Annotated in this window: 17 protein-coding genes and 5 tRNA genes; 5 read left to right on the top strand and 17 right to left on the bottom strand. The window is 68.9% G+C overall.

Annotated elements, in window-relative coordinates:
- Positions 1–98: 98 nt before the first annotated feature.
- The 3 genes from G3I56_RS40805 to G3I56_RS40795 are packed head-to-tail and all read right to left on the bottom strand — an operon-like array spanning position 99 to position 3,237.
- On the bottom strand, positions 99–1,256 hold the full coding sequence (locus tag G3I56_RS40805; RefSeq protein WP_164418292.1) for a D-alanine--D-alanine ligase family protein: 1,158 nt from the start codon (positions 1,254–1,256) through the stop codon (positions 99–101).
- A 59-nt stretch (positions 1,257–1,315) separates the two neighbouring features.
- Positions 1,316–2,326, bottom strand: a complete 1,011-nt coding sequence (locus G3I56_RS40800) for an NAD(P)H-dependent glycerol-3-phosphate dehydrogenase (RefSeq protein WP_164418290.1) — start codon at positions 2,324–2,326, stop codon at positions 1,316–1,318.
- Entirely contained in the window at positions 2,323–3,237 is a 915-nt protein-coding gene (locus G3I56_RS40795) for a lysophospholipid acyltransferase family protein (RefSeq protein WP_164418288.1), read from the bottom strand. Before G3I56_RS40795 ends, G3I56_RS40800 begins: the two co-directional genes overlap by 4 nt.
- 214 nt (positions 3,238–3,451) lie before the next feature.
- Here G3I56_RS40795 and cofC point away from each other — a divergent pair, with 214 nt between their 5' ends.
- A complete protein-coding gene (gene cofC / locus G3I56_RS40790) occupies positions 3,452–4,090 on the top strand; it encodes a 2-phospho-L-lactate guanylyltransferase (RefSeq protein ID WP_164418285.1) in 639 nt (212 codons plus the stop codon).
- A gap of 9 nt (positions 4,091–4,099) precedes the next feature.
- Positions 4,100–4,303 carry a hypothetical protein gene (locus tag G3I56_RS40785; protein ID WP_164418283.1) on the top strand — a complete coding sequence of 68 codons (204 nt, stop codon included), beginning with the start codon at positions 4,100–4,102 and terminating at the stop codon, positions 4,301–4,303.
- A gap of 81 nt (positions 4,304–4,384) precedes the next feature.
- Here G3I56_RS40785 and G3I56_RS40780 read toward each other — a convergent pair whose 3' ends face one another.
- From G3I56_RS40780 to leuC, 4 genes are all read right to left on the bottom strand, one after another.
- Complete coding sequence (locus G3I56_RS40780) at positions 4,385–5,035, bottom strand: HU family DNA-binding protein (RefSeq protein WP_164418281.1); 651 nt, start codon at positions 5,033–5,035, stop codon at positions 4,385–4,387.
- A 138-nt stretch (positions 5,036–5,173) separates the two neighbouring features.
- Positions 5,174–5,404, bottom strand: coding sequence for a hypothetical protein (locus G3I56_RS40775; protein ID WP_164323367.1), 231 nt, complete (start codon positions 5,402–5,404; stop codon positions 5,174–5,176).
- 280 nt (positions 5,405–5,684) lie between these two features.
- Positions 5,685–6,278, bottom strand: a complete 594-nt coding sequence (gene leuD, locus G3I56_RS40770; RefSeq protein ID WP_164418279.1) for a 3-isopropylmalate dehydratase small subunit — start codon at positions 6,276–6,278, stop codon at positions 5,685–5,687.
- A gap of 6 nt (positions 6,279–6,284) precedes the next feature.
- The gene (gene leuC, locus G3I56_RS40765; protein ID WP_164418277.1) at positions 6,285–7,715 is read right to left on the bottom strand and encodes a 3-isopropylmalate dehydratase large subunit; all 1,431 of its coding nucleotides are present in this window, start codon (positions 7,713–7,715) and stop codon (positions 6,285–6,287) included.
- A gap of 194 nt (positions 7,716–7,909) precedes the next feature.
- Between leuC and ndgR the strand changes: the two genes are divergently transcribed.
- Positions 7,910–8,626, top strand: coding sequence for an IclR family transcriptional regulator NdgR (ndgR, locus tag G3I56_RS40760; RefSeq protein WP_164418275.1), 717 nt, complete (start codon positions 7,910–7,912; stop codon positions 8,624–8,626).
- A 73-nt stretch (positions 8,627–8,699) separates the two neighbouring features.
- Here ndgR and G3I56_RS40755 read toward each other — a convergent pair whose 3' ends face one another.
- On the bottom strand, positions 8,700–9,224 hold the full coding sequence (locus G3I56_RS40755) for a DUF4188 domain-containing protein (RefSeq protein ID WP_164418274.1): 525 nt from the start codon (positions 9,222–9,224) through the stop codon (positions 8,700–8,702).
- A gap of 99 nt (positions 9,225–9,323) precedes the next feature.
- Between G3I56_RS40755 and G3I56_RS40750 the strand changes: the two genes are divergently transcribed.
- Positions 9,324–9,965: a MerR family transcriptional regulator gene (locus G3I56_RS40750; RefSeq protein ID WP_164418272.1), complete on the top strand. Its 642-nt coding sequence runs from the start codon at positions 9,324–9,326 to the stop codon at positions 9,963–9,965.
- Positions 9,966–10,061: 96 nt separating this feature from the next.
- Here the strand turns inward: G3I56_RS40750 and G3I56_RS40745 are convergent.
- From G3I56_RS40745 to G3I56_RS40705, 9 genes are all read right to left on the bottom strand, one after another.
- Positions 10,062–10,134: transfer RNA gene (locus G3I56_RS40745), tRNA-Glu, on the bottom strand.
- A 44-nt stretch (positions 10,135–10,178) separates the two neighbouring features.
- Positions 10,179–10,250 (bottom strand) — tRNA-Gln (locus tag G3I56_RS40740).
- Positions 10,251–10,270: 20 nt separating this feature from the next.
- Positions 10,271–10,343 (bottom strand) — tRNA-Glu (locus G3I56_RS40735).
- A 62-nt stretch (positions 10,344–10,405) separates the two neighbouring features.
- Positions 10,406–10,478 (bottom strand) — tRNA-Glu (locus G3I56_RS40730).
- 49 nt (positions 10,479–10,527) lie between these two features.
- Positions 10,528–10,599, bottom strand: a tRNA-Gln gene (locus G3I56_RS40725).
- Positions 10,600–10,690: 91 nt separating this feature from the next.
- A complete protein-coding gene (locus G3I56_RS40720; protein ID WP_164418270.1) occupies positions 10,691–11,422 on the bottom strand; it encodes an HAD family hydrolase in 732 nt (243 codons plus the stop codon).
- Between the two features lie 179 nt (positions 11,423–11,601).
- Entirely contained in the window at positions 11,602–13,086 is a 1,485-nt protein-coding gene (gltX, locus tag G3I56_RS40715) for a glutamate--tRNA ligase (protein WP_164418268.1), read from the bottom strand.
- Positions 13,079–13,855, bottom strand: a complete 777-nt coding sequence (locus tag G3I56_RS40710) for a fumarylacetoacetate hydrolase family protein (RefSeq protein WP_164418266.1) — start codon at positions 13,853–13,855, stop codon at positions 13,079–13,081. Before G3I56_RS40710 ends, gltX begins: the two co-directional genes overlap by 8 nt.
- Positions 13,856–14,054: 199 nt before the next feature.
- A complete protein-coding gene (locus tag G3I56_RS40705; RefSeq protein ID WP_164418262.1) occupies positions 14,055–14,243 on the bottom strand; it encodes a hypothetical protein in 189 nt (62 codons plus the stop codon).
- Between the two features lie 609 nt (positions 14,244–14,852).
- Here G3I56_RS40705 and G3I56_RS40700 point away from each other — a divergent pair.
- The coding region (locus G3I56_RS40700) for a nitrate- and nitrite sensing domain-containing protein (RefSeq protein WP_164418264.1) at positions 14,853–17,149 on the top strand (2,297 nt) is incomplete at its 3' end.

Here is a 17,149-nt window from a genome sequence, read left to right as displayed (position 1 = left end):
ACCTGTTGCGTTGTTGGGTGCGGGTCCGTTGTGGCTGGTCGCGCCCACGCGGCGGAGCCGCATATCGAATACAGCCCCGCGCCCCTGTCAGGGCACGTCTACCTCAGGCCCGTTGAGCGGCGCAGGGCCGCCTGCACCAGCCGATCCACCAGTTCCGGGTAGTCCACGCCCGTCTCCTGCCACATCCTCGGGTACATGGAGATCGGGGTGAAGCCGGGCATCGTGTTGATCTCGTTGATGACGAACTCGCCGTCCTCGGTGAGGAAGAAGTCCGCGCGGACGAGGCCCTCGCAGGATGCCGCGTCGAAGGCCTCGACCGCGAGGCGGCGGACCTCCGCGGTCTGCTCCTCTGTGAGAGGGGCGGGGACGATGCCGTCGGCCGAGTCGATGTACTTGGCCTCGAAGTCGTAGAAGGCGTGCGCCTGTACGGGCGGGATCTCGGCGGGTACGGAGGCACGCGGGCCGTCCTCGAACTCCAGCACCCCGCACTCGATCTCGCGTCCGCGCAGCGCGGCCTCGACGATGATCTTCGGGTCGTGCCGCTGGGCCTCGGCGATCGCCTCGTCGAGGCCGCTCAGCTCATCGACCTTGGTGATGCCGAACGACGATCCCGCGCGCGCGGGCTTCACGAACAGCGGCCAGCCGTGCTCGCCGGCGAAGTCGATGATCTTCTTGCGGGCCGCCGACTCGTCGCGCTCCCACTCACGCGGCCGGATCACCACGTACGGGCCCACCTTGAGGCCGAACGACGTGAACACCCGCTTCATGTACTCCTTGTCCTGGCCGACGGCCGAGGCGAGCACACCCGCGCCGACGTACGGGACACCGGAGAGCTCCAGCAGGCCCTGGAGGGTGCCGTCCTCGCCGTACGGGCCGTGCAGTACGGGGAAGACGACGTCCACCTCGCCGAGGGCCTTGGGCACCGATCCCGGTTCGCTGTAGACGACTTCACGGTTCGAGGGGTCGACCGGGAGCACCACGCCGCCCTCGCTCGACTCGGCGAGCTGGTCGACGTTCGGCGCCTTGCGGTCGACGATCGCCATGCGGTCGGGTTCGTCGGCGGTGAGCGCCCAGCGGCCGTCCTGGGTGATGCCGATCGGCAGGACGTCGTACTTCGTCCGGTCGATGGCACGCAGCACGGCGCCGGCGGTGACCACGGAGATCCCGTGTTCGGAGCTGCGACCGCCGAAGACGACGGCCACGCGCGGCTTGCGGGACGGCTGCCCGGGGCTCTGGGGGAGGTTCTCGGTGCTCATATCGGGTTGAGGGTACCCGGTGGCAGTGCGCTGAGTCAGCGCCCGCAGACCCCTGTTGCTCAGCGTCGTTCGGGCTTGGCGCTGCGCGACATCAGTTCCTTGAGGGCGACGACGGGCGGCTTGCCCTCGTGCACGATGCCGACGACGGTCTCCGTGATCGGCATGTCGACGCCGTGCCTGCGGGCCAGATCCAGCACGCTCTCACAGGACTTGACGCCCTCGGCGGTCTGCTTGGTGACCGCGATGGTCTCCTGGAGGGTCATTCCCCTGCCGAGGTTGGTGCCGAAGGTGTGGTTGCGGGAGAGGGGCGAGGAGCAGGTCGCCACCAGGTCGCCCAGGCCCGCGAGTCCGGCGAAGGTGAGCGGGTCGGCGCCCATCGCGAGGCCGAGGCGGGCGGTCTCGGCAAGGCCGCGCGTGATGAGCGACCCCTTCGTGTTGTCGCCGAGGCCCATGCCGTCGGCGATACCGACGGCCAGCCCGATCACGTTCTTGACCGCGCCGCCGAGTTCGCAGCCGATGATGTCGGTGTTGGTGTACGGGCGGAAGTACGGGGTGTGGCACACGCTCTGGAGGCGCTGGGCCACGGCGTCGTCCGTACAGGCGACCACGGCGGCGGCCGGCATCCGGGCGGCGATCTCCCGGGCGAGGTTGGGGCCCGTGACGACCGCGATGCGGTCCTGGCCCACCTTGGCGACGTCCTCGATGACCTCGCTCATCCGCATCGCGGAGCCGAGCTCGACGCCCTTCATGAGGGACACGAGGACCGTGTCGGGGGCGAGCAGGGGCGTCCACTCGGCGAGGTTCCCGCGCAGGGTCTGCGAGGGGATGCTGAGTATCGTGAAATCGGCGTCGCGCGCGGCTTGTGCCGGATCAGCGGTGGCGCGGAGGTTCTCCGGGAGTTCGACCCCCGGGAAGTAGTCCGGGTTCGTACGCGTGGAGTTGATCGCCTCGGCGAGTTCGGGGCGGCGGGCCCACAGGGTCACCTCGCAGCCCGCGTCGGCGAGCACCATGCCGAAGGCGGTCCCCCATGATCCAGCGCTGAACACCGCCGCCTTGACCGGCTTGCTCACTTGCCCTGCCCCTCTTCCTGAACTTCCCGTACTTCTGCTGCTTCTGGCATTGCTGCTTCGCGTACTGGTGCTTCGCGTACCGCTGTTTCGTGTCCTGCCGCCGACCGCGCTCGCGCTCCTTCACCGGCTGCCTCGGCGGCGGCTCTCTCGTGCGCGTCCAACGCGTCCTGCGCCTCTTCCGCGGCCGTGCGGCGGCGCTGCTCGATCCGCACCTCGCGCGGGTCGTAGGGAGTCTCGGGCGCCTTCTCGGCGCGGACCTCCTCCAGCAGGCGGGTGATGTCGGCCATGATGACCTCCGTCGCCTCCTTCAGGAGGTCGGGGCTCATCTCCATGCCGTAGAACCGCGTCAGGTCCACGGGCGGGCCCGCGAGGACGTGGTGGGTCTTGCGCGGAAGGACGTTGAGCTTCCTGGCGTACGGCGGCAGCAGTTCGTTCGCGCCCCACTGGGCCACCGGGATCACCGGGCACCTGGTCTGCAGGGCGACCCGGGCGGCGCCGGTCTTGCCGGTCATGGGCCACTGGTCCGGGTCACGGGTGATGGTGCCCTCGGGATAGAAGACGACACATTCGCCGCGCTCCACGGCGTCGATCGCGGCGCGGAAGGCGCTCAGCGCGTCGGTGGTCTCGCGGTAGACGGGGATCTGTCCGGTGCCACGCATCATGGTGCCGACGAATCCCTTCTTGAAAAGCCCGCTCTTCGCCAGAAAACGCGGAACACGGCCGCTGTTGTACTGGTAGTGCGCGTAGGCGAAGGGGTCCGCATGCGAATTGTGGTTCACCGCGGTGATGAATCCGCCCGCCACCGGAATGTTCTCCATTCCGCGCCAGTCCCGGTTGATCAGAACCACCAGCGGCGGTTTGCAGATGACCGCGGCGAGGCGGTACCAGAAGCCGATTCTGCGGCGGGGCACGCGGGACACCTTCCTCTAAGGCCTGGACCAGGACCTCTGCCGGTGGACCGGGGGCCGCACAAGTGTCGCCCCGGGTTTCCGGTCTGTCGAGAACACCGTACGCCCCGGCACCGACACCGCCGGATGGGCTTTGATGACAGCCAGGTGACAATGGTTGCGGCCAGGAGAGCGCCGGAAGAGCAACCGGGGTGAACGAGGGAGGGACGGAACGCTCATGCGGTGGACGGTGGTCATACCCCTCAAACCTCTGGCTCGGGCCAAGAGCAGGCTCGCGGACACCGCCCACGACGGACTCCGCCCCGGGCTCGCCCTGGCCTTCGCCCAGGACACCGTGGCAGCGGTGCTCGCCTGCGCGGCGGTCCACGATGTGGCAGTCGTCACGAATGACGCCCTGGCCGCCCGTGAGCTGGCGGCCCTGGGGGCCGCGATCGTCTCCGACGAGCCCCTGGGCGGCCTGAACGCCGCTCTGGCGCACGGAGCGGCGGCCGTACGGACGCTACGGCCCGACAGCCCCGTAGCGGCCCTGAACGCCGATCTGCCGGCGCTGCGCCCCCTGGAACTGGCACGCGTCCTGGACGCCGCCGCCGAATTCCCGCGGGCTTTCCTCGCGGACGTGGCCACTGTCGGCACCACTCTGCTGACCGCCCGGCCGGGTCAGGAATTGCTTCCGCATTTCGGTCCGCATTCCCGAATCCGCCACCGGGACTCCGGCGCCGTCGAACTCGGACTCACCTCGGTGAATTCCGTACGCCAGGACGTGGACACCGGCGACGATCTGCGGGCCGCGCTGGCCCTGGGGGTGGGGACACGGACGGCGACCGCCGTCGAGGGGCTGCTGATCGCGGGCCAGTAGGCTGCCGCCATGCAGGCGACCGCGTACACGTACGACGCCGGGACACGCAGCGGCAGTGTGCTGCTCGACGACGGCACCCCCGTTCCCTTCGACGCGCCGGCGTTCGACGCCGGCGGGCTGAGGCTGCTGCGGCCAGGACAGCGGGTGCGCATCGAGGTGGAGGGGGGAGGAAGCACTCCCCGGATCACGCTCGTCACTCTGCAGACCTTCTGAGCGCTCTCCGCACGGTCCGGACGCGCCGCGGGCCGGACTCCCTCGGGGAGTCCGGCCCGGCGCGTGAGTGCCCTCGCGCCCCTACTTGGTGCGGGCGGTGGCCTTCTTGGCGGTGGTGGTGCGCGCCGCCGACTTGCGGGCCGGGGCCTTTGTCGCCGCCGACGTCTTCTTGGCCGCCGGGGCCTTCTTGGCGGCGGTCTTCTTCGCCGTGGCCGTGGTCTTCTTGGCCGCCGCGGTCTTCGCGGTGGTCTTCTTGGCCGTGACCTTCTTCGCCGTCGCCGTGGTCTTCTTCGCCGGCGTCGCCTTCTTGGCCACGGTCTTCTTCGCCGTCGCCGCCTTCTTCGCGGTGGTGGCCTTCTTCGCCGCGGCCTTCTTGACCGTCGCGGCAGCACTGCCGCCGGTCAGGCTGCCCTTGGGCGCCTTCTTGACCGCGACCTCGCCACCACGGGGGAGCTTCTTCGAGCCGCTCACCAGGTCCTTGAAGCCCTGGCCCGCACGGAAGCGGGGAACGGACGTCTTCTTGACCCGAACCCGCTCGCCCGTCTGCGGGTTGCGGGCGTAACGGGCCGGACGGTCGACCTTCTCGAAGGATCCGAACCCGGTGACCGAGACCCGGTCCCCACTGACCGTCGCGCGGACGATGGCGTCCAGGACCGCGTCGACCGCCTCGGCGGCCTGCTGACGGCCACCGACCTTGTCCGCAATGGCTTCTACGAGCTGCGCCTTGTTCACGTCTTCCCCTTCGGAGACATTGCCAGAACGAAAGTGTTCAAGCTTTTTCGCACGTTAGGCAGATATATACCGCAAATCAAACACGAAACGGGCTAATCACCCTTGTGCCGCAACGAACTCGGGCTGTCACGGAGTTCCTCAGCGGTCCTCGTCGGGGATTCGACCCTCGTCGAGGTCCGCCGTGAAGCGTTCCAGCCGCCTTGTCGCGTCGGCGAGATCGTGCTTGGCCGCGGCCGTAATGACCAGCAGCTTCCGGGTCAGCGCCATCCGTACGCCCTCCGGGACTTGCAGTGCGCGCACTCTTGTGTGCGCTTCCTTCAGTTGGGCCGCGACCGCCGTGTAGAGCTCGAGTTGGCCGTCGTGTTCCATGCACAGATTGTGCCATCTGGGGCGAGTTGTCGCCTGCTCAGGGGGCAACTGCTGCCTCAAACGGCTTTCCGCGTCCACTTGGAAGCCGCGGTGTCAAGACCCGGGTACCCCATCAACACCCTTTCTAACATGGGAAGTTGAGAGGTCCGGACATGGTGCGCAGAAGGGGCCGGGGGCAGAAACAGCTGTACCCCCAATCGTGTCGATCGGGGGTACAGAAGGGGTGTTGCGGTGGCCGAAACCCTACTTGCGAAGGGCCTGACGGCTCAGGCCTTGCGGCTCAGACCTTGAGCGTCCACGGCTTGTGCGAGGGCCGCTTCGCCTCGTACGCCGAGATCTCGCCCTCGTTCTGCAGGGTGATGGAGATGTCGTCCAGCCCGTTCAGCAGCCGCCAACGGGCGTTCTCGTCGAGCTCGAAGGCCGCGGTGATGCCCTCGGCGCGCACCTCGCGGGACTCCAGGTCGACCGTGATCTCGGCCTCGGGGTCGTTCTCCGTCAGTTCCTGGAGCGCGTCCACGATGTTCTGCTCCAGAACCACTGTGAGCAGGCCGTTCTTGAGCGAGTTACCGCGGAAGATGTCGGCGAAGCGCGAGGAGATGACGGTCTTGAAGCCGTAGTTCTGCAGCGCCCATACGGCGTGCTCGCGCGAGGAGCCCGTACCGAAGTCGGGGCCGGCGACCAGGACCGTCGCGCCCTTGCGCTCGGGCCGGTTGAGGATGAAGTTCTCGTCCTTGCGCCAGGCCTCGAACAATCCGTCCTCGAACCCGTCCCGCGTGACCTTCTTGAGCCAGTGAGCAGGGATGATCTGGTCGGTGTCGACGTTGCTGCGGCGCAGCGGGACGGCCCGGCCGGTGTGCGTGGTGAATGCTTCCATGGCTGATCAGACTCCAGCGGGCGTACGGGCGTCGGCGTCGGACAGGTCGGCCGGGGAGGCCAGGTGGCCCAGTACGGCCGTCGCGGCGGCGACCTGCGGCGACACCAGGTGCGTACGGCCGCCCTTGCCCTGCCTGCCCTCGAAGTTGCGGTTGGAGGTGGACGCGGAGCGCTCACCGGGGGCCAGCTGGTCGGGGTTCATGCCCAGGCACATCGAGCAGCCCGCGTGCCGCCATTCGGCGCCGGCCTCCTTGAAGACCACATCCAGGCCCTCGGAGACGGCCTGGAGACCGACCCGCACCGAGCCGGGGACGACCAGCATCCGTACGCCGTCGGCGACTTTGCGGCCCCCGACGATCTCGGCGGCGGCACGCAGGTCCTCGATACGGCCGTTGGTGCACGAACCTACGAAGACGGTGTCCACCTTGATGGAGCGCAGCGACTGCCCGGCCTCCAACCCCATGTATTCCAGGGCCTTTTCGGCGGCGAGGCGCTCCGAAGCGTCTTCGTACGAAGCGGGGTCGGGGACGTGGGCCGAAAGCGGCGCGCCCTGACCGGGGTTGGTGCCCCAGGTGACGAACGGCGACAGCGCGGCGCCGTCGATGACGACCTCCGCGTCGAATTCCGCGTCGTCGTCGGTGCGCAGTGTCTTCCAGTACTCCACGGCCGCGTCCCAGTCCGCGTCCTCGGGCGCGTGCGGGCGGCCCTTGAGGTACTCGAAGGTGGTCTCGTCGGGGGCGATCATGCCCGCGCGGGCGCCGGCCTCGATCGACATGTTGCAGATGGTCATCCGGGCCTCCATCGAGAGCTTCTCGATGGCGGGACCGCGGTACTCCAGGATGTAGCCCTGTCCGCCGCCCGTACCGATCTTCGCGATGATCGCGAGGATGAGGTCCTTGGCGGTGACACCGTCGGGCAGTTCGCCGTCGACCGTGATGGCCATGGTCCTGGGGCGGGCCAGCGGCAGCGTCTGGGTGGCCAGCACATGCTCGACCTGCGAGGTGCCGATGCCGAACGCCAGCGCGCCGAAGGCACCGTGCGTGGAGGTGTGGGAGTCGCCGCAGACGACGGTGGTGCCCGGCTGGGTCAGCCCCAGCTGCGGTCCCACGACGTGGACGACGCCCTGCTCGACGTCGCCCAGCGGGTGCAGCCGCACGCCGAAGTCGGCGCAGTTCTTGCGCAGCGTCTCCAGCTGGACCCGGGAGACCGGGTCGGCGATGGGCTTGTCGATGTCGATGGTCGGGGTGTTGTGGTCCTCGGTCGCGATGGTGAGGTCGAGGCGCCGCACCTTACGGCCGTTCTGGCGCAGACCGTCGAAGGCCTGCGGGCTGGTCACCTCGTGCAGCAGGTGCAAGTCGATGAAGAGGAGGTCGGGCTCGCCCTCGGCGCGCCGGACGACGTGGTCGTCCCAGACCTTCTCCGCGAGTGTCCTACCCATCGCTTTCCCTCCGGCCGGCCGGTGCGGGCGCCGGCCCATCTAGATAGAGATCTTGTGGAGGCGACCGCCCGTACCCCTTGTCCGGGCAACCACCGCCGGGCCCGTTGGTCGGCGGGCCGCTGTGTCTTCCAGAGTGGCGCGTTCCACCGGAAAATGAACTTGCGTTTCACAGAGTGAGACGCGAGTATCGTTGCATGGACAACAGTAGCGGCGTCGGCGTTCTGGACAAGGCAGCCCTTGTCCTGAGCGCTCTGGAGTCCGGTCCGGCCACCCTCGCGGGTCTGGTCGCGGCGACCGGACTGGCACGACCCACGGCACATCGTCTCGCCGTGGCACTGGAACACCACCGCCTGGTGGCGCGCGACATGCAGGGCCGTTTCATTCTCGGCCCCCGCCTGGCGGAGCTGGCCGCGGCCGCCGGCGAGGACCGCCTCCTGGCGACCGCGGGCCCGGTACTCACCCATGTCCGCGATCTGACGGGCGAGAGCGCGCAGCTCTACCGCCGCCAGGGCGACATGCGCATCTGCGTCGCCGCGGCCGAGCGCCTCTCGGGCCTGAGGGACACGGTCCCGGTCGGCTCGACGCTCACGATGAAGGCGGGCTCGTCGGCCCAGATCCTGATGGCGTGGGAGGAGCCGGAGCGCCTGCACCGCGGTCTCCAGGGCGCCCGCTTCACGGCGACAGCGCTGTCGGGCGTACGCCGCCGGGGCTGGGCCCAGTCCATCGGCGAGCGCGAACCGGGCGTCGCCTCGGTCTCCGCCCCCGTCCGGGGCCCGTCGAACCGCGTGGTCGCCGCCGTCTCGGTCTCCGGCCCCATCGAACGCCTGACCCGCCACCCCGGCCGCATGCACGCCCAGGCGGTCATCGACGCGGCGGCCCGCCTCTCGGAGGCCCTGCGCCGCACGAGCTGACCCCCGACACCAATGTCAGAGAGGGTCGGCCTCAACGCCGCGGCAGACCTTCACCGGCAGACACGCCCGCTCTTCAGGGGCGCGGGGCTGTATCGATCTGCGGCTCCGACCGGTGAGCGAACCGCTCCTTGCCGGACCGCCCCCGCCGCTCCACCGGCAGCACCCCGTGAGCCGCCGCCAGCCCGAACGTCGGCATATCCGCGTAGATGGACTCGTAGGACCCCTCAGGCACGACATACGTCTCGTGCCACAGTCCCACATGCTGCCGGACCTTCCCCTCCCGCTCCTTGCGGTTGAGTCTCGCCCACGCCTTGTGGTGGAACATGTCCGACGCCGAGGCGTACGCGTACAGCTTCTCCCTGGACTCCCAGTACTGGACGACGTAGTACGTGCGCGGCGACGCCGTCAGCAGGACATGCTTCAGCAGCCCGCGCGAAGGGTCCTTCGCCAGCTCCCGCAGCATCCGCGGCATGGCCGTGAACACCGGGAACCAGTGGTGCACGGCCCAGAAGTGGTTGATGCGCATCCCGATGAGCAGAACGACGACATCCCCCTCGGCTGCCGCTGTCGTACGGCCCTCGTTGGGCTTCGCGAACATGAGACCTCCCCCGTCGGGACTGCGCGTCCCGTTGGCTAGCGGCACTATCCGACCACCGCGTGCTTGGATCGTGCCGTTGTCCGAGGAAAGGCACAAGGCATGCGGCTGGCCGAGTTGAGCGAGCGCAGCGGTGTGTCCACCGCGACGATCAAGTACTACCTGCGCGAAGGCCTGTTGGCGCCCGGCCGGCAGATCAACACCACGACCGCGGAGTACGACGAGGGTCATCTGCGCCGACTGCGACTGGTGCGCGCGATGATCCAGGTGGGCCGCATCCCCGTCGCCACCGCCCGTGAGGTGCTCGGCCACATCGACGACGACTCCCTGGGCCGCACGATCCGCCTGGGCGCGGCCCTGTGGGCGTTGCCTCAGGGCGCCGAGCCCGACGAGGAGGACCCTGCCGTGGCCGCCGCCCGCCGGGAGGTGGACCGGCTGCTGGCGAGCCTCGGCTGGGAGACCGCGCGGGAGCTGAGCCCCCTCTCCCCCGTACACCGCTCGCTGGTGGTGGCGGTGGCCGCGCTGATCCGGCTGGGGTATCCCTGGGACGCCGAACTGATGGCGCCGTACGCGGAGTTGATGCACCAGGTGGCGAGACGGGACCTGGACTATCTGGAGACGCACGCGTCGGACGCGGAACGGGTCGAGACGGCGGTCGCGGCGACCGTGCTCTTCGAACCGGTGCTCACGGCTCTGCACCGGCTGGCCCAGGAGGAGGAGTCCGCGCGACGGTACGGGCTGTAGGAAGCGGGCGGCTGGACACATGGCCGCAGCACGGCCGCACATGGCCGAACACGCAAAACGGCCCCCCGCCGAAGCGGAGGGCCACTGTGCCTGACGTACCCCCGACCGGATTCGAACCGGCGCTACTGCCGTGAGAGGGCAGCGTGCTAGGCCGCTACACAACGGGGGCAAGGATCTTGCAGGCGCTTAAAACCACACCGGCGCAGATCTGAGCTGGTCTACCTGGACTCGAACCAAGAATGACGGTACCAGAAACCGTAGTGTTGCCAATTACACCATAGACCAAGGCAATTCAAGGTAAAGCGTACCCCCGACCGGATTCGAACCGGCGCTACTGCCGTGAGAGGGCAGCGTGCTAGGCCGCTACACAACGGGGGCCCTAGCGATCCTGCATGAGAGTCAGCGGGTGCGACCCGGTCTGACCCTCCGGGAAGGATCTGTACCCCCGACCGGATTCGAACCGGCGCTACTGCCGTGAGAGGGCAGCGTGCTAGGCCGCTACACAACGGGGGCTGGTGTGGATTCTGATCTCCACGGGTGCAGATTTGAAGCAATCTGCGAGCTGGCCTACCTGGACTCGAACCAAGACTAACGGAACCAGAAACCGTCGTGCTGCCAATTACACCATAGGCCACTGGAACGCGAGCCCCTGCGGAGCTCCTGCTCTAGCGTGCGCCTCCGGTTCCCGGCCTTTCGGCCCGCTCTCCGGCGGCGCAGGAAGAACATTACCCGAAGGTGGACGGCGCTCCAAAACGGGTATCGGCGCCGAGGATCGCCGGGAGTTCGGCGAGGGAGGCGATCCGGTGCGGGCGCGCGGCGGCTTCCTCGACGACGGCGGGGCCGCCCCGGTCGATCCACACGGACAGCATTCCGGCGTCGACGGCGCCCCGTCCGTCGATCTCCGGGTGGTCGCCGACGTACGCCACCTGCTCCGGCGGCAGGCCCAGGGCGTCGCAGGCGGCATGGAAGGCCTGGGCGTCGGGCTTGTGGAAGCCCAGCTCGGCCGCGCACAGGACGGCCTCGAAGCGGTCGCGTACGCCGAGCACGCGCAGCTTGCGGTCCTGGACTCGGATGCTGGAGTTGGAGAGCACCCCGTGCCGGTGGCTGCCGGCGAGGAGGTCGAGGACGGGCAGTACGTCCGGGAAGAGCGCCCAGGCCGCCTCGTAGTGCCCGATGTAGCGGTCGAACCAGGCGTCGGCCCCGGCGTCGGTCAGCTCCTCGCCCAGGAACATCCGCACCCGCTCCCGGCGCTGCCCCAGGAAGTCGATCTCCCCCGCCGCGAACCGCGCCCACTGCCGGTCGGTGACCTCCCGCCAGCGGACAAGGGCGTCCTCGACGGTCGCGTACCCGTCGAGCAGACCCTCTGCCGCGAGCTGCTCCCGCATGCCCACGCGGTCCGCCGTGGTGTAGTCGAAGATCGTGTCGTCGATGTCCCAGACCACGGCTCGGATCGTCATGACACCGACGGTACCGCCGAGCGGCTGGGGGGCCGGGGGTTATCCCCCGAGAGATGCAGCGTCGAAGATCGTGTCGTCGATGTCCCGGACCACGGCTCGGATCGTCATGACACCGACGGTAGCGGCACCTGCGCGGAGGGCGGCGCCCGGATCGGACGCCGCCCTCCCAAGTGCCTTGACTACGCGGCTAGTCTGGCCAGTGCCGCGTCGATGCGGGCCATGGTCTTCTCCTTGCCCAGGACTTCCAGGGACTCGAAGAGCGGCAGGCCGATCGTGCGGCCGGTGACGGCTACGCGGACCGGGGCCTGGGCCTTGCCGAGCTTGAGGCCGTGCGCCTCGCCGGCGGCCAGGACGGCCTCCTTCAGGGACTCGGCGGAGGACCAGTCGGCAGCCTCCAGCTTCTCCCTCGCCGTGATCAGCAGGGCGTCGCTGCCCTCCTTCATCGCCTTCGCCCAGGACGCCTCGTCGGAGGCCGGCTCGGGCAGGAACAGGAAGTCGACGTTGTCCGTGATCTCCGAGAGGACCTTGATACGGGTCTGGGCGTGCGGGGCGATCGCCTGCCACTTCGTCTCGTCGAAGTCCTCCGGCGCCCAGGGGGCGAAGGGGGCCCCGAGCCAGGGCGCGCAGCGCTCCGTGAAGTCCTTCACATCCAGCAGCCGGATGTGGTCGGCGTTGATCGCCTCGCACTTCTTCAGGTCGAAGCGGGCCGGGTTGGGGTTCACGTCCGACACGTCGAAGGCGGCGACCATCTCGTCGATCGTGAAGATGTCCTGGTCGCCCGAGAGCGACCAGCCCAGGAGGGAGAGGTAGTTGAGGAGGCCCTCGGGGAGGAAGCCGCGTTCCCGGTAGAGGTTCAGCGACGACTCCGGGTCGCGCTTGGAGAGCTTCTTGTTGCCCTCGCCCATGACGTACGGCAGGTGGCCGAAGGCGGGCACGGACTTCGCGATGCCCAGTTCCGTCAGCGCCCTGTACAGGGCGATCTGCCTCGGCGTCGACGACAGCAGGTCCTCGCCGCGCAGGACGTGCGTGATCTCCATCAGCGCGTCGTCGACCGGGTTGACCAGCGTGTACAGGGGCGCGCCGTTGGCTCGTACGATCCCGTAGTCCGGGACGTTCTCCGGCGTGAACGTCAGTTCGCCGCGGACCAGGTCCGTGAAGGTGATCGTCTCGTCGGGCATCCGGAAGCGGACGATCGGCGTGCGGCCTTCGGCGGTGTACGCCGACACCTGCTCGTCGGTCAGCTCGCGGCAGTGGCCGTCGTAGCCGGAGGGCTTGCCGGCCGCTCGGGCGGCGTCGCGGCGGGCGTCCAGCTCCTCGGTGGAGCAGTAGCAGTGGTACGCGTGGCCCGCTTCCAGGAGCCTGGCCGCCACGTCCTTGTAGGTGTCCATCCGCTGCGACTGGCGGTACGGGGCGTGCGGGCCGCCGATCTCGGGGCCCTCGTCCCAGTCGAAGCCCAGCCAGCGCAGCGAGGTCAGCAGCTGCTCGTACGACTCCTCGGAGTCGCGGGCCGCGTCGGTGTCCTCGATGCGGAAGACGAACGTGCCGCCGGTGTGGCGGGCGTACGCCCAGTTGAAGAGGGCCGTGCGGACCAGGCCCACGTGGGGGTTACCGGTGGGCGACGGGCAGAACCGTACTCGGACGGCGGGGACGGGTGCGCTAGCCACGCTTGACAACCTTGTTGGTGAGAGTGCCGATGCCTTCGATGGTGACGGCGACCTCGTCGCCGACGGTGAGCGGTCCGACGCCTGCCGGGGTGCCCGTGAGGATCACGTCGCCGGGGAGCAGCGTCATGGCCTCGGTGATGTTGACGATCAGGTCCTCGATGGAGTGGATCATCTCGCTGGTGCGGCCCAGTTGGCGTTGCTCGCCGTTGACCGTGAGCTGGATCGTGAGGTCGGACGGGTCGAGGTCCGTCTCCACCCAGGGGCCGAGGGGGCAGCTGGTGTCGAAGCCCTTCGCCCGGGCCCACTGCTTCTCGCGCTTCTGGACGTCACGCGCGGTGATGTCGTTGGCGCAGGTGTAGCCGAGGATGACGTCCTTGACGCGCTCGCGCGGGACCTCGCGACACATCCGGCCGATGACCACGGCGAGTTCGGCCTCGTGGTGCAGTTCCTCGGTGAAGGAGGGGTACTGGATGTTGTCGCCGGAGCCGATCACCGAGGTGGACGGCTTGAAGAAGGCGAACGGGGCGTCGGGCACCTCGTTGCCCAGTTCCCGCGCGTGCTCCGCGTAGTTGCGGCCGTAGGCGACGACCTTGTTGGGGAGCACCGGCGGCAGCAGGCGGACCTTGTCGAGGGGGACCTTCGTGCCGGAGAGCTCGAAGTCGGCGAACGGGATGCCCTTGATGATGTCGAGGACTAGTTCGTCCGGCTTGTCGCCCTCGACCGCGCCGAAGGCGACGTTCCCGTCGATGGAGAATCTGGCGATGCGCACGGGATTCCTGCGCCCCTCTGCTGGTCCGGCTGGAGTCTGACGGTCCAGGCTAACGCGCCACGGGCGGGCGCCTCGCGCAATAGAGCGAGGGCGCCCATGACCTTCGTACGCCGGGAACCGGGCACGAGGGGCACAGGCGCCCTTGACACACAGACATTCGCGGTGTCCGCCCTGAGTAACGGGGCGGTGATCGCGCGTACTACTCCGCGACGGAGGCCGCGACCGGGGCGTCCATGAGAATGGTGCGGCGGGGGTTGGCGGTCTGTGCGGGGAGGTCTACGGAGTGCTCCGGCTGCTCGACGGGCGACAGTTCGTCGGCGTCGGTCAGGTGCGCCAGCGTCGTGCGGCGCGGGTTTGCGATGTTGTGGAACATCGTCGTCGTCTTCACTGTTAGTAGTCCTCGACCCTGTCGTGTCCGGGCGCCCGGACAGGCGGGAAGCCGTCGGTCGCGCACGGGTTGTCGGATTTGCGATCTCTGTAAAGCGTCAGGCTAAACATGTGATCCCCCGGCGAAGTCATGGAGACCCCCCGAACGGCGTGTGAGTTTGCTCACGAATCAATGGGCAAAACGGTCAATTCCGACCCTCGACCCCCATCCACGAAACGGACATTGCCTCACTGAAGCTCTCATTCCGCTCCTGATCATGGCGACCTGGACACCGTGACTATCCATGCGACTCGTGGGATTTCGTCCGGTATGAGGGGAATCGCTTTCCACACCTCGTGACACGACGCTCACGAGGCGTCATCGTCGTCACACCGTGACCCATTGGCCTTGTTGGAGATCCGGCACTGTGCTGGAATTCCACGGACCGCCGCGGGACACGAGCCGGCGCACAGGGGGCGCGAACGCAGCGCCGAGCGGCGGCACGTTAGGGGGAACCGCGCCGGGTTACTCACGACCACCATGGGGGGCGTATTTCAGGGCGCCCCCTATACGCCGACACCGTCCGTCCGTTCACGCGGAAGGGCGCCTGGTCCAGAGGTTGCGACGCTAGTGCAGGGACGTTTCAAGAGGGATGGCAGCGCTTCGGCGGAGCCGGAGCCACACAACGGAGCCGGTAACGGTTCCTCCCCCCAGCACGCCCAGAACGCGGGCCAGGCAGCTCTGTCCGGCGACAACGGCGAGCGGTCGACGCGCCCCGGCAGTGGTGCGCCCGGCGGCAAGGGCTCGGCATCCGGTGGGCCCGCGCCCGCCACGCCGCCCGCGAAATCCGCCAAGGGGCCGACCGGCCCCGGTGCGCGAATAGCCCTGCGCAACTGGCGTATCTCAACCCGTCTGGTCTCGCTGCTCGCACTCCCCGTGGTCGCGGCGACCTCGCTCGGCGCGCTGCGCATCAGCGACAACATGGACGACATCCAGCAGCTCGACAACATGCGGCTGCTGACGGACATCACCAAGCAGGCGACCGAGCTGTCCGCCGCGCTCCAGGAGGAGCGCGACCAGTCGGCCGGTCCGCTCGTGCACGGTGCGTCGGCCAGTGACCCCGGTGTCAAGGGCGTACGCGACAAGACCGACCGGGCCCTCGCCAACTTCATCGACGGCTCCGAGGAGATCGACACCGCCAGCAAGAGCGGCACCCTCGAGGGCGTCCGCGACAGCCTGGTGGGTCTCGTCGCCGAGCTGAGCAAGCTCAGCGAGATCCGCAGCAACGCCTACGAGGACCGGGCCAACTCGACGCAGACGGTCGAGTCCTACCACCGGCTCGTCACCCAGCTGCTCGACCTCTCCCAGGACATGGCCGAGGCGACCAGCAACCCCGAGATGATCACGCGTACCCGCTCGCTGGCCGCCTTCTCCTCGGCCAAGGAGTACGCGTCCATCCAGCGCGCGGTCATCGCGGCGGCGCTGCCCGAGGACAACAAGACGCTCGGCAAGCTGTCGGAGAACGACCGGCTCTACGCCGAGTCGGCGCTGAACAGCCAGGACTCCGAACTCGACAGCTTCAAGAGTATCTACGGCGGCGGCTCCGAGGATCTCCTCAAGTCGATCGACGACGGCAGCCCGACGATCACGGCGGCGGACCTCTACGCCAAGCGCATCCTGCAGAGCAGGGACGGTATCCAGGGGCTGCAGAGGCGCTCCTACAAGGACTGGATCGACGACGACTCGGCGAAGATCCAGCAGATGAAGACCATCGAGATCACGCTGCTCAACCAGATGGAGCAGAAGGCTCGTGAGCTTCGCAACGAGGCCGAGCAGGAAGCGATCATCTCCGGTGCGCTGATCCTGCTCGTGCTCGGTGTCTCGCTGGTCGGCGCCTTCGTCGTCGCCCGGTCCATGATCCGCTCGCTGCGCCGCCTCCAGGACACCGCGACCAAGGTCGCCCAGGAACGGCTGCCCGAGCTGGTCAAGCAACTGTCCGAGTCCGACCCGCAGGACGTCGACACGTCCGTCGAGTCGGTCGGTGTGCACTCCCGGGACGAGATCGGCCAGGTGGCCGCGGCCTTCGACGACGTGCACCGCGAGGCCGTCCGACTTGCCGCCGAGCAGGCCCTCCTGCGAGGCAACGTCAACGCGATGTTCACCAACCTCTCGCGCCGTTCCCAGGGCCTCATCCAGCGTCAGCTGTCGCTCATCTCCGAACTGGAGTCCCGCGAGGCCGACCCGGACCAGCTGTCCTCCCTCTTCAAGCTCGACCACCTCGCGACCCGTATGCGCCGGAACGGCGAGAACCTTCTCGTCCTCGCCGGTGAGGAGCCCGGCCGCCGCTGGACCCGCCCGGTCCCGCTGGTCGACGTGCTGCGCGCCGCGGCCTCCGAGGTGGAGCAGTACGAGCGCATCGAGCTCTCCTCGGTCCCGACCACCGAGGTCGCCGGCCGGGTCGTCAACGACCTCGTCCACCTGCTCGCCGAGCTGCTGGAGAACGCCACGTCGTTCTCCTCCCCTCAGACCAAGGTCAAGGTCACCGGTCACGCGCTGCCCGACGGCCGCGTCCTGATCGAGATCCACGACACCGGTATCGGCCTCTCGCCCGAGGACCTCGCGGCGATCAACGAGCGGCTCGCCGCGCCGCCCACCGTGGACGTGTCGGTCTCCCGCCGCATGGGTCTGTTCGTGGTCGGCCGCCTCTCGCAGCGCCACGGCATCCGGATCCAGCTGCGTCCGTCCGACTCGGGTGGTACGACCGCGCTGGTCATGCTCCCCGTCGATGTCGCCCAGGGCGGCAAGAAGCCCGCTCCGGCCGGCAAGGGCGGCCAGGGCGCTCCCGCCGTGGGCGGTCCCGCCGCCGCGCAGGCCGCCGCCGGTGTGGCCGCGGCTCGCCGGGGCGGTGGCCAGGGTTCTCCCGCCGG

The organism is Streptomyces sp. SID12488, from assembly GCF_010548275.1.
Lineage (GTDB): Bacteria > Actinomycetota > Actinomycetes > Streptomycetales > Streptomycetaceae > Streptomyces.
This window is presented reverse-complemented; position numbering and strand designations above follow the sequence as displayed.

Excerpts from the sequence above, each read along its gene's own strand:
- leuD (WP_164418279.1), bottom strand. The coding sequence starts at position 6,278 with ATGGAAGCATTCACCACGCACACCGGCCGGGCCGTCCCGCTGCGCCGC.
- G3I56_RS40775 (WP_164323367.1), bottom strand. The coding sequence starts at position 5,404 with ATGGAACACGACGGCCAACTCGAGCTCTACACGGCGGTCGCGGCCCAA.
- cofC (WP_164418285.1), top strand. The coding sequence starts at position 3,452 with ATGCGGTGGACGGTGGTCATACCCCTCAAACCTCTGGCTCGGGCCAAG.
- G3I56_RS40805 (WP_164418292.1), bottom strand. The coding sequence starts at position 1,256 with ATGAGCACCGAGAACCTCCCCCAGAGCCCCGGGCAGCCGTCCCGCAAG.
- G3I56_RS40755 (WP_164418274.1), bottom strand. The coding sequence starts at position 9,224 with ATGTTCGCGAAGCCCAACGAGGGCCGTACGACAGCGGCAGCCGAGGGG.
- G3I56_RS40785 (WP_164418283.1), top strand. The coding sequence starts at position 4,100 with ATGCAGGCGACCGCGTACACGTACGACGCCGGGACACGCAGCGGCAGT.
- G3I56_RS40720 (WP_164418270.1), bottom strand. The coding sequence starts at position 11,422 with ATGACGATCCGAGCCGTGGTCTGGGACATCGACGACACGATCTTCGAC.
- ndgR (WP_164418275.1), top strand. The coding sequence starts at position 7,910 with ATGGACAACAGTAGCGGCGTCGGCGTTCTGGACAAGGCAGCCCTTGTC.
- leuC (WP_164418277.1), bottom strand. The coding sequence starts at position 7,715 with ATGGGTAGGACACTCGCGGAGAAGGTCTGGGACGACCACGTCGTCCGG.
- G3I56_RS40750 (WP_164418272.1), top strand. The coding sequence starts at position 9,324 with ATGCGGCTGGCCGAGTTGAGCGAGCGCAGCGGTGTGTCCACCGCGACG.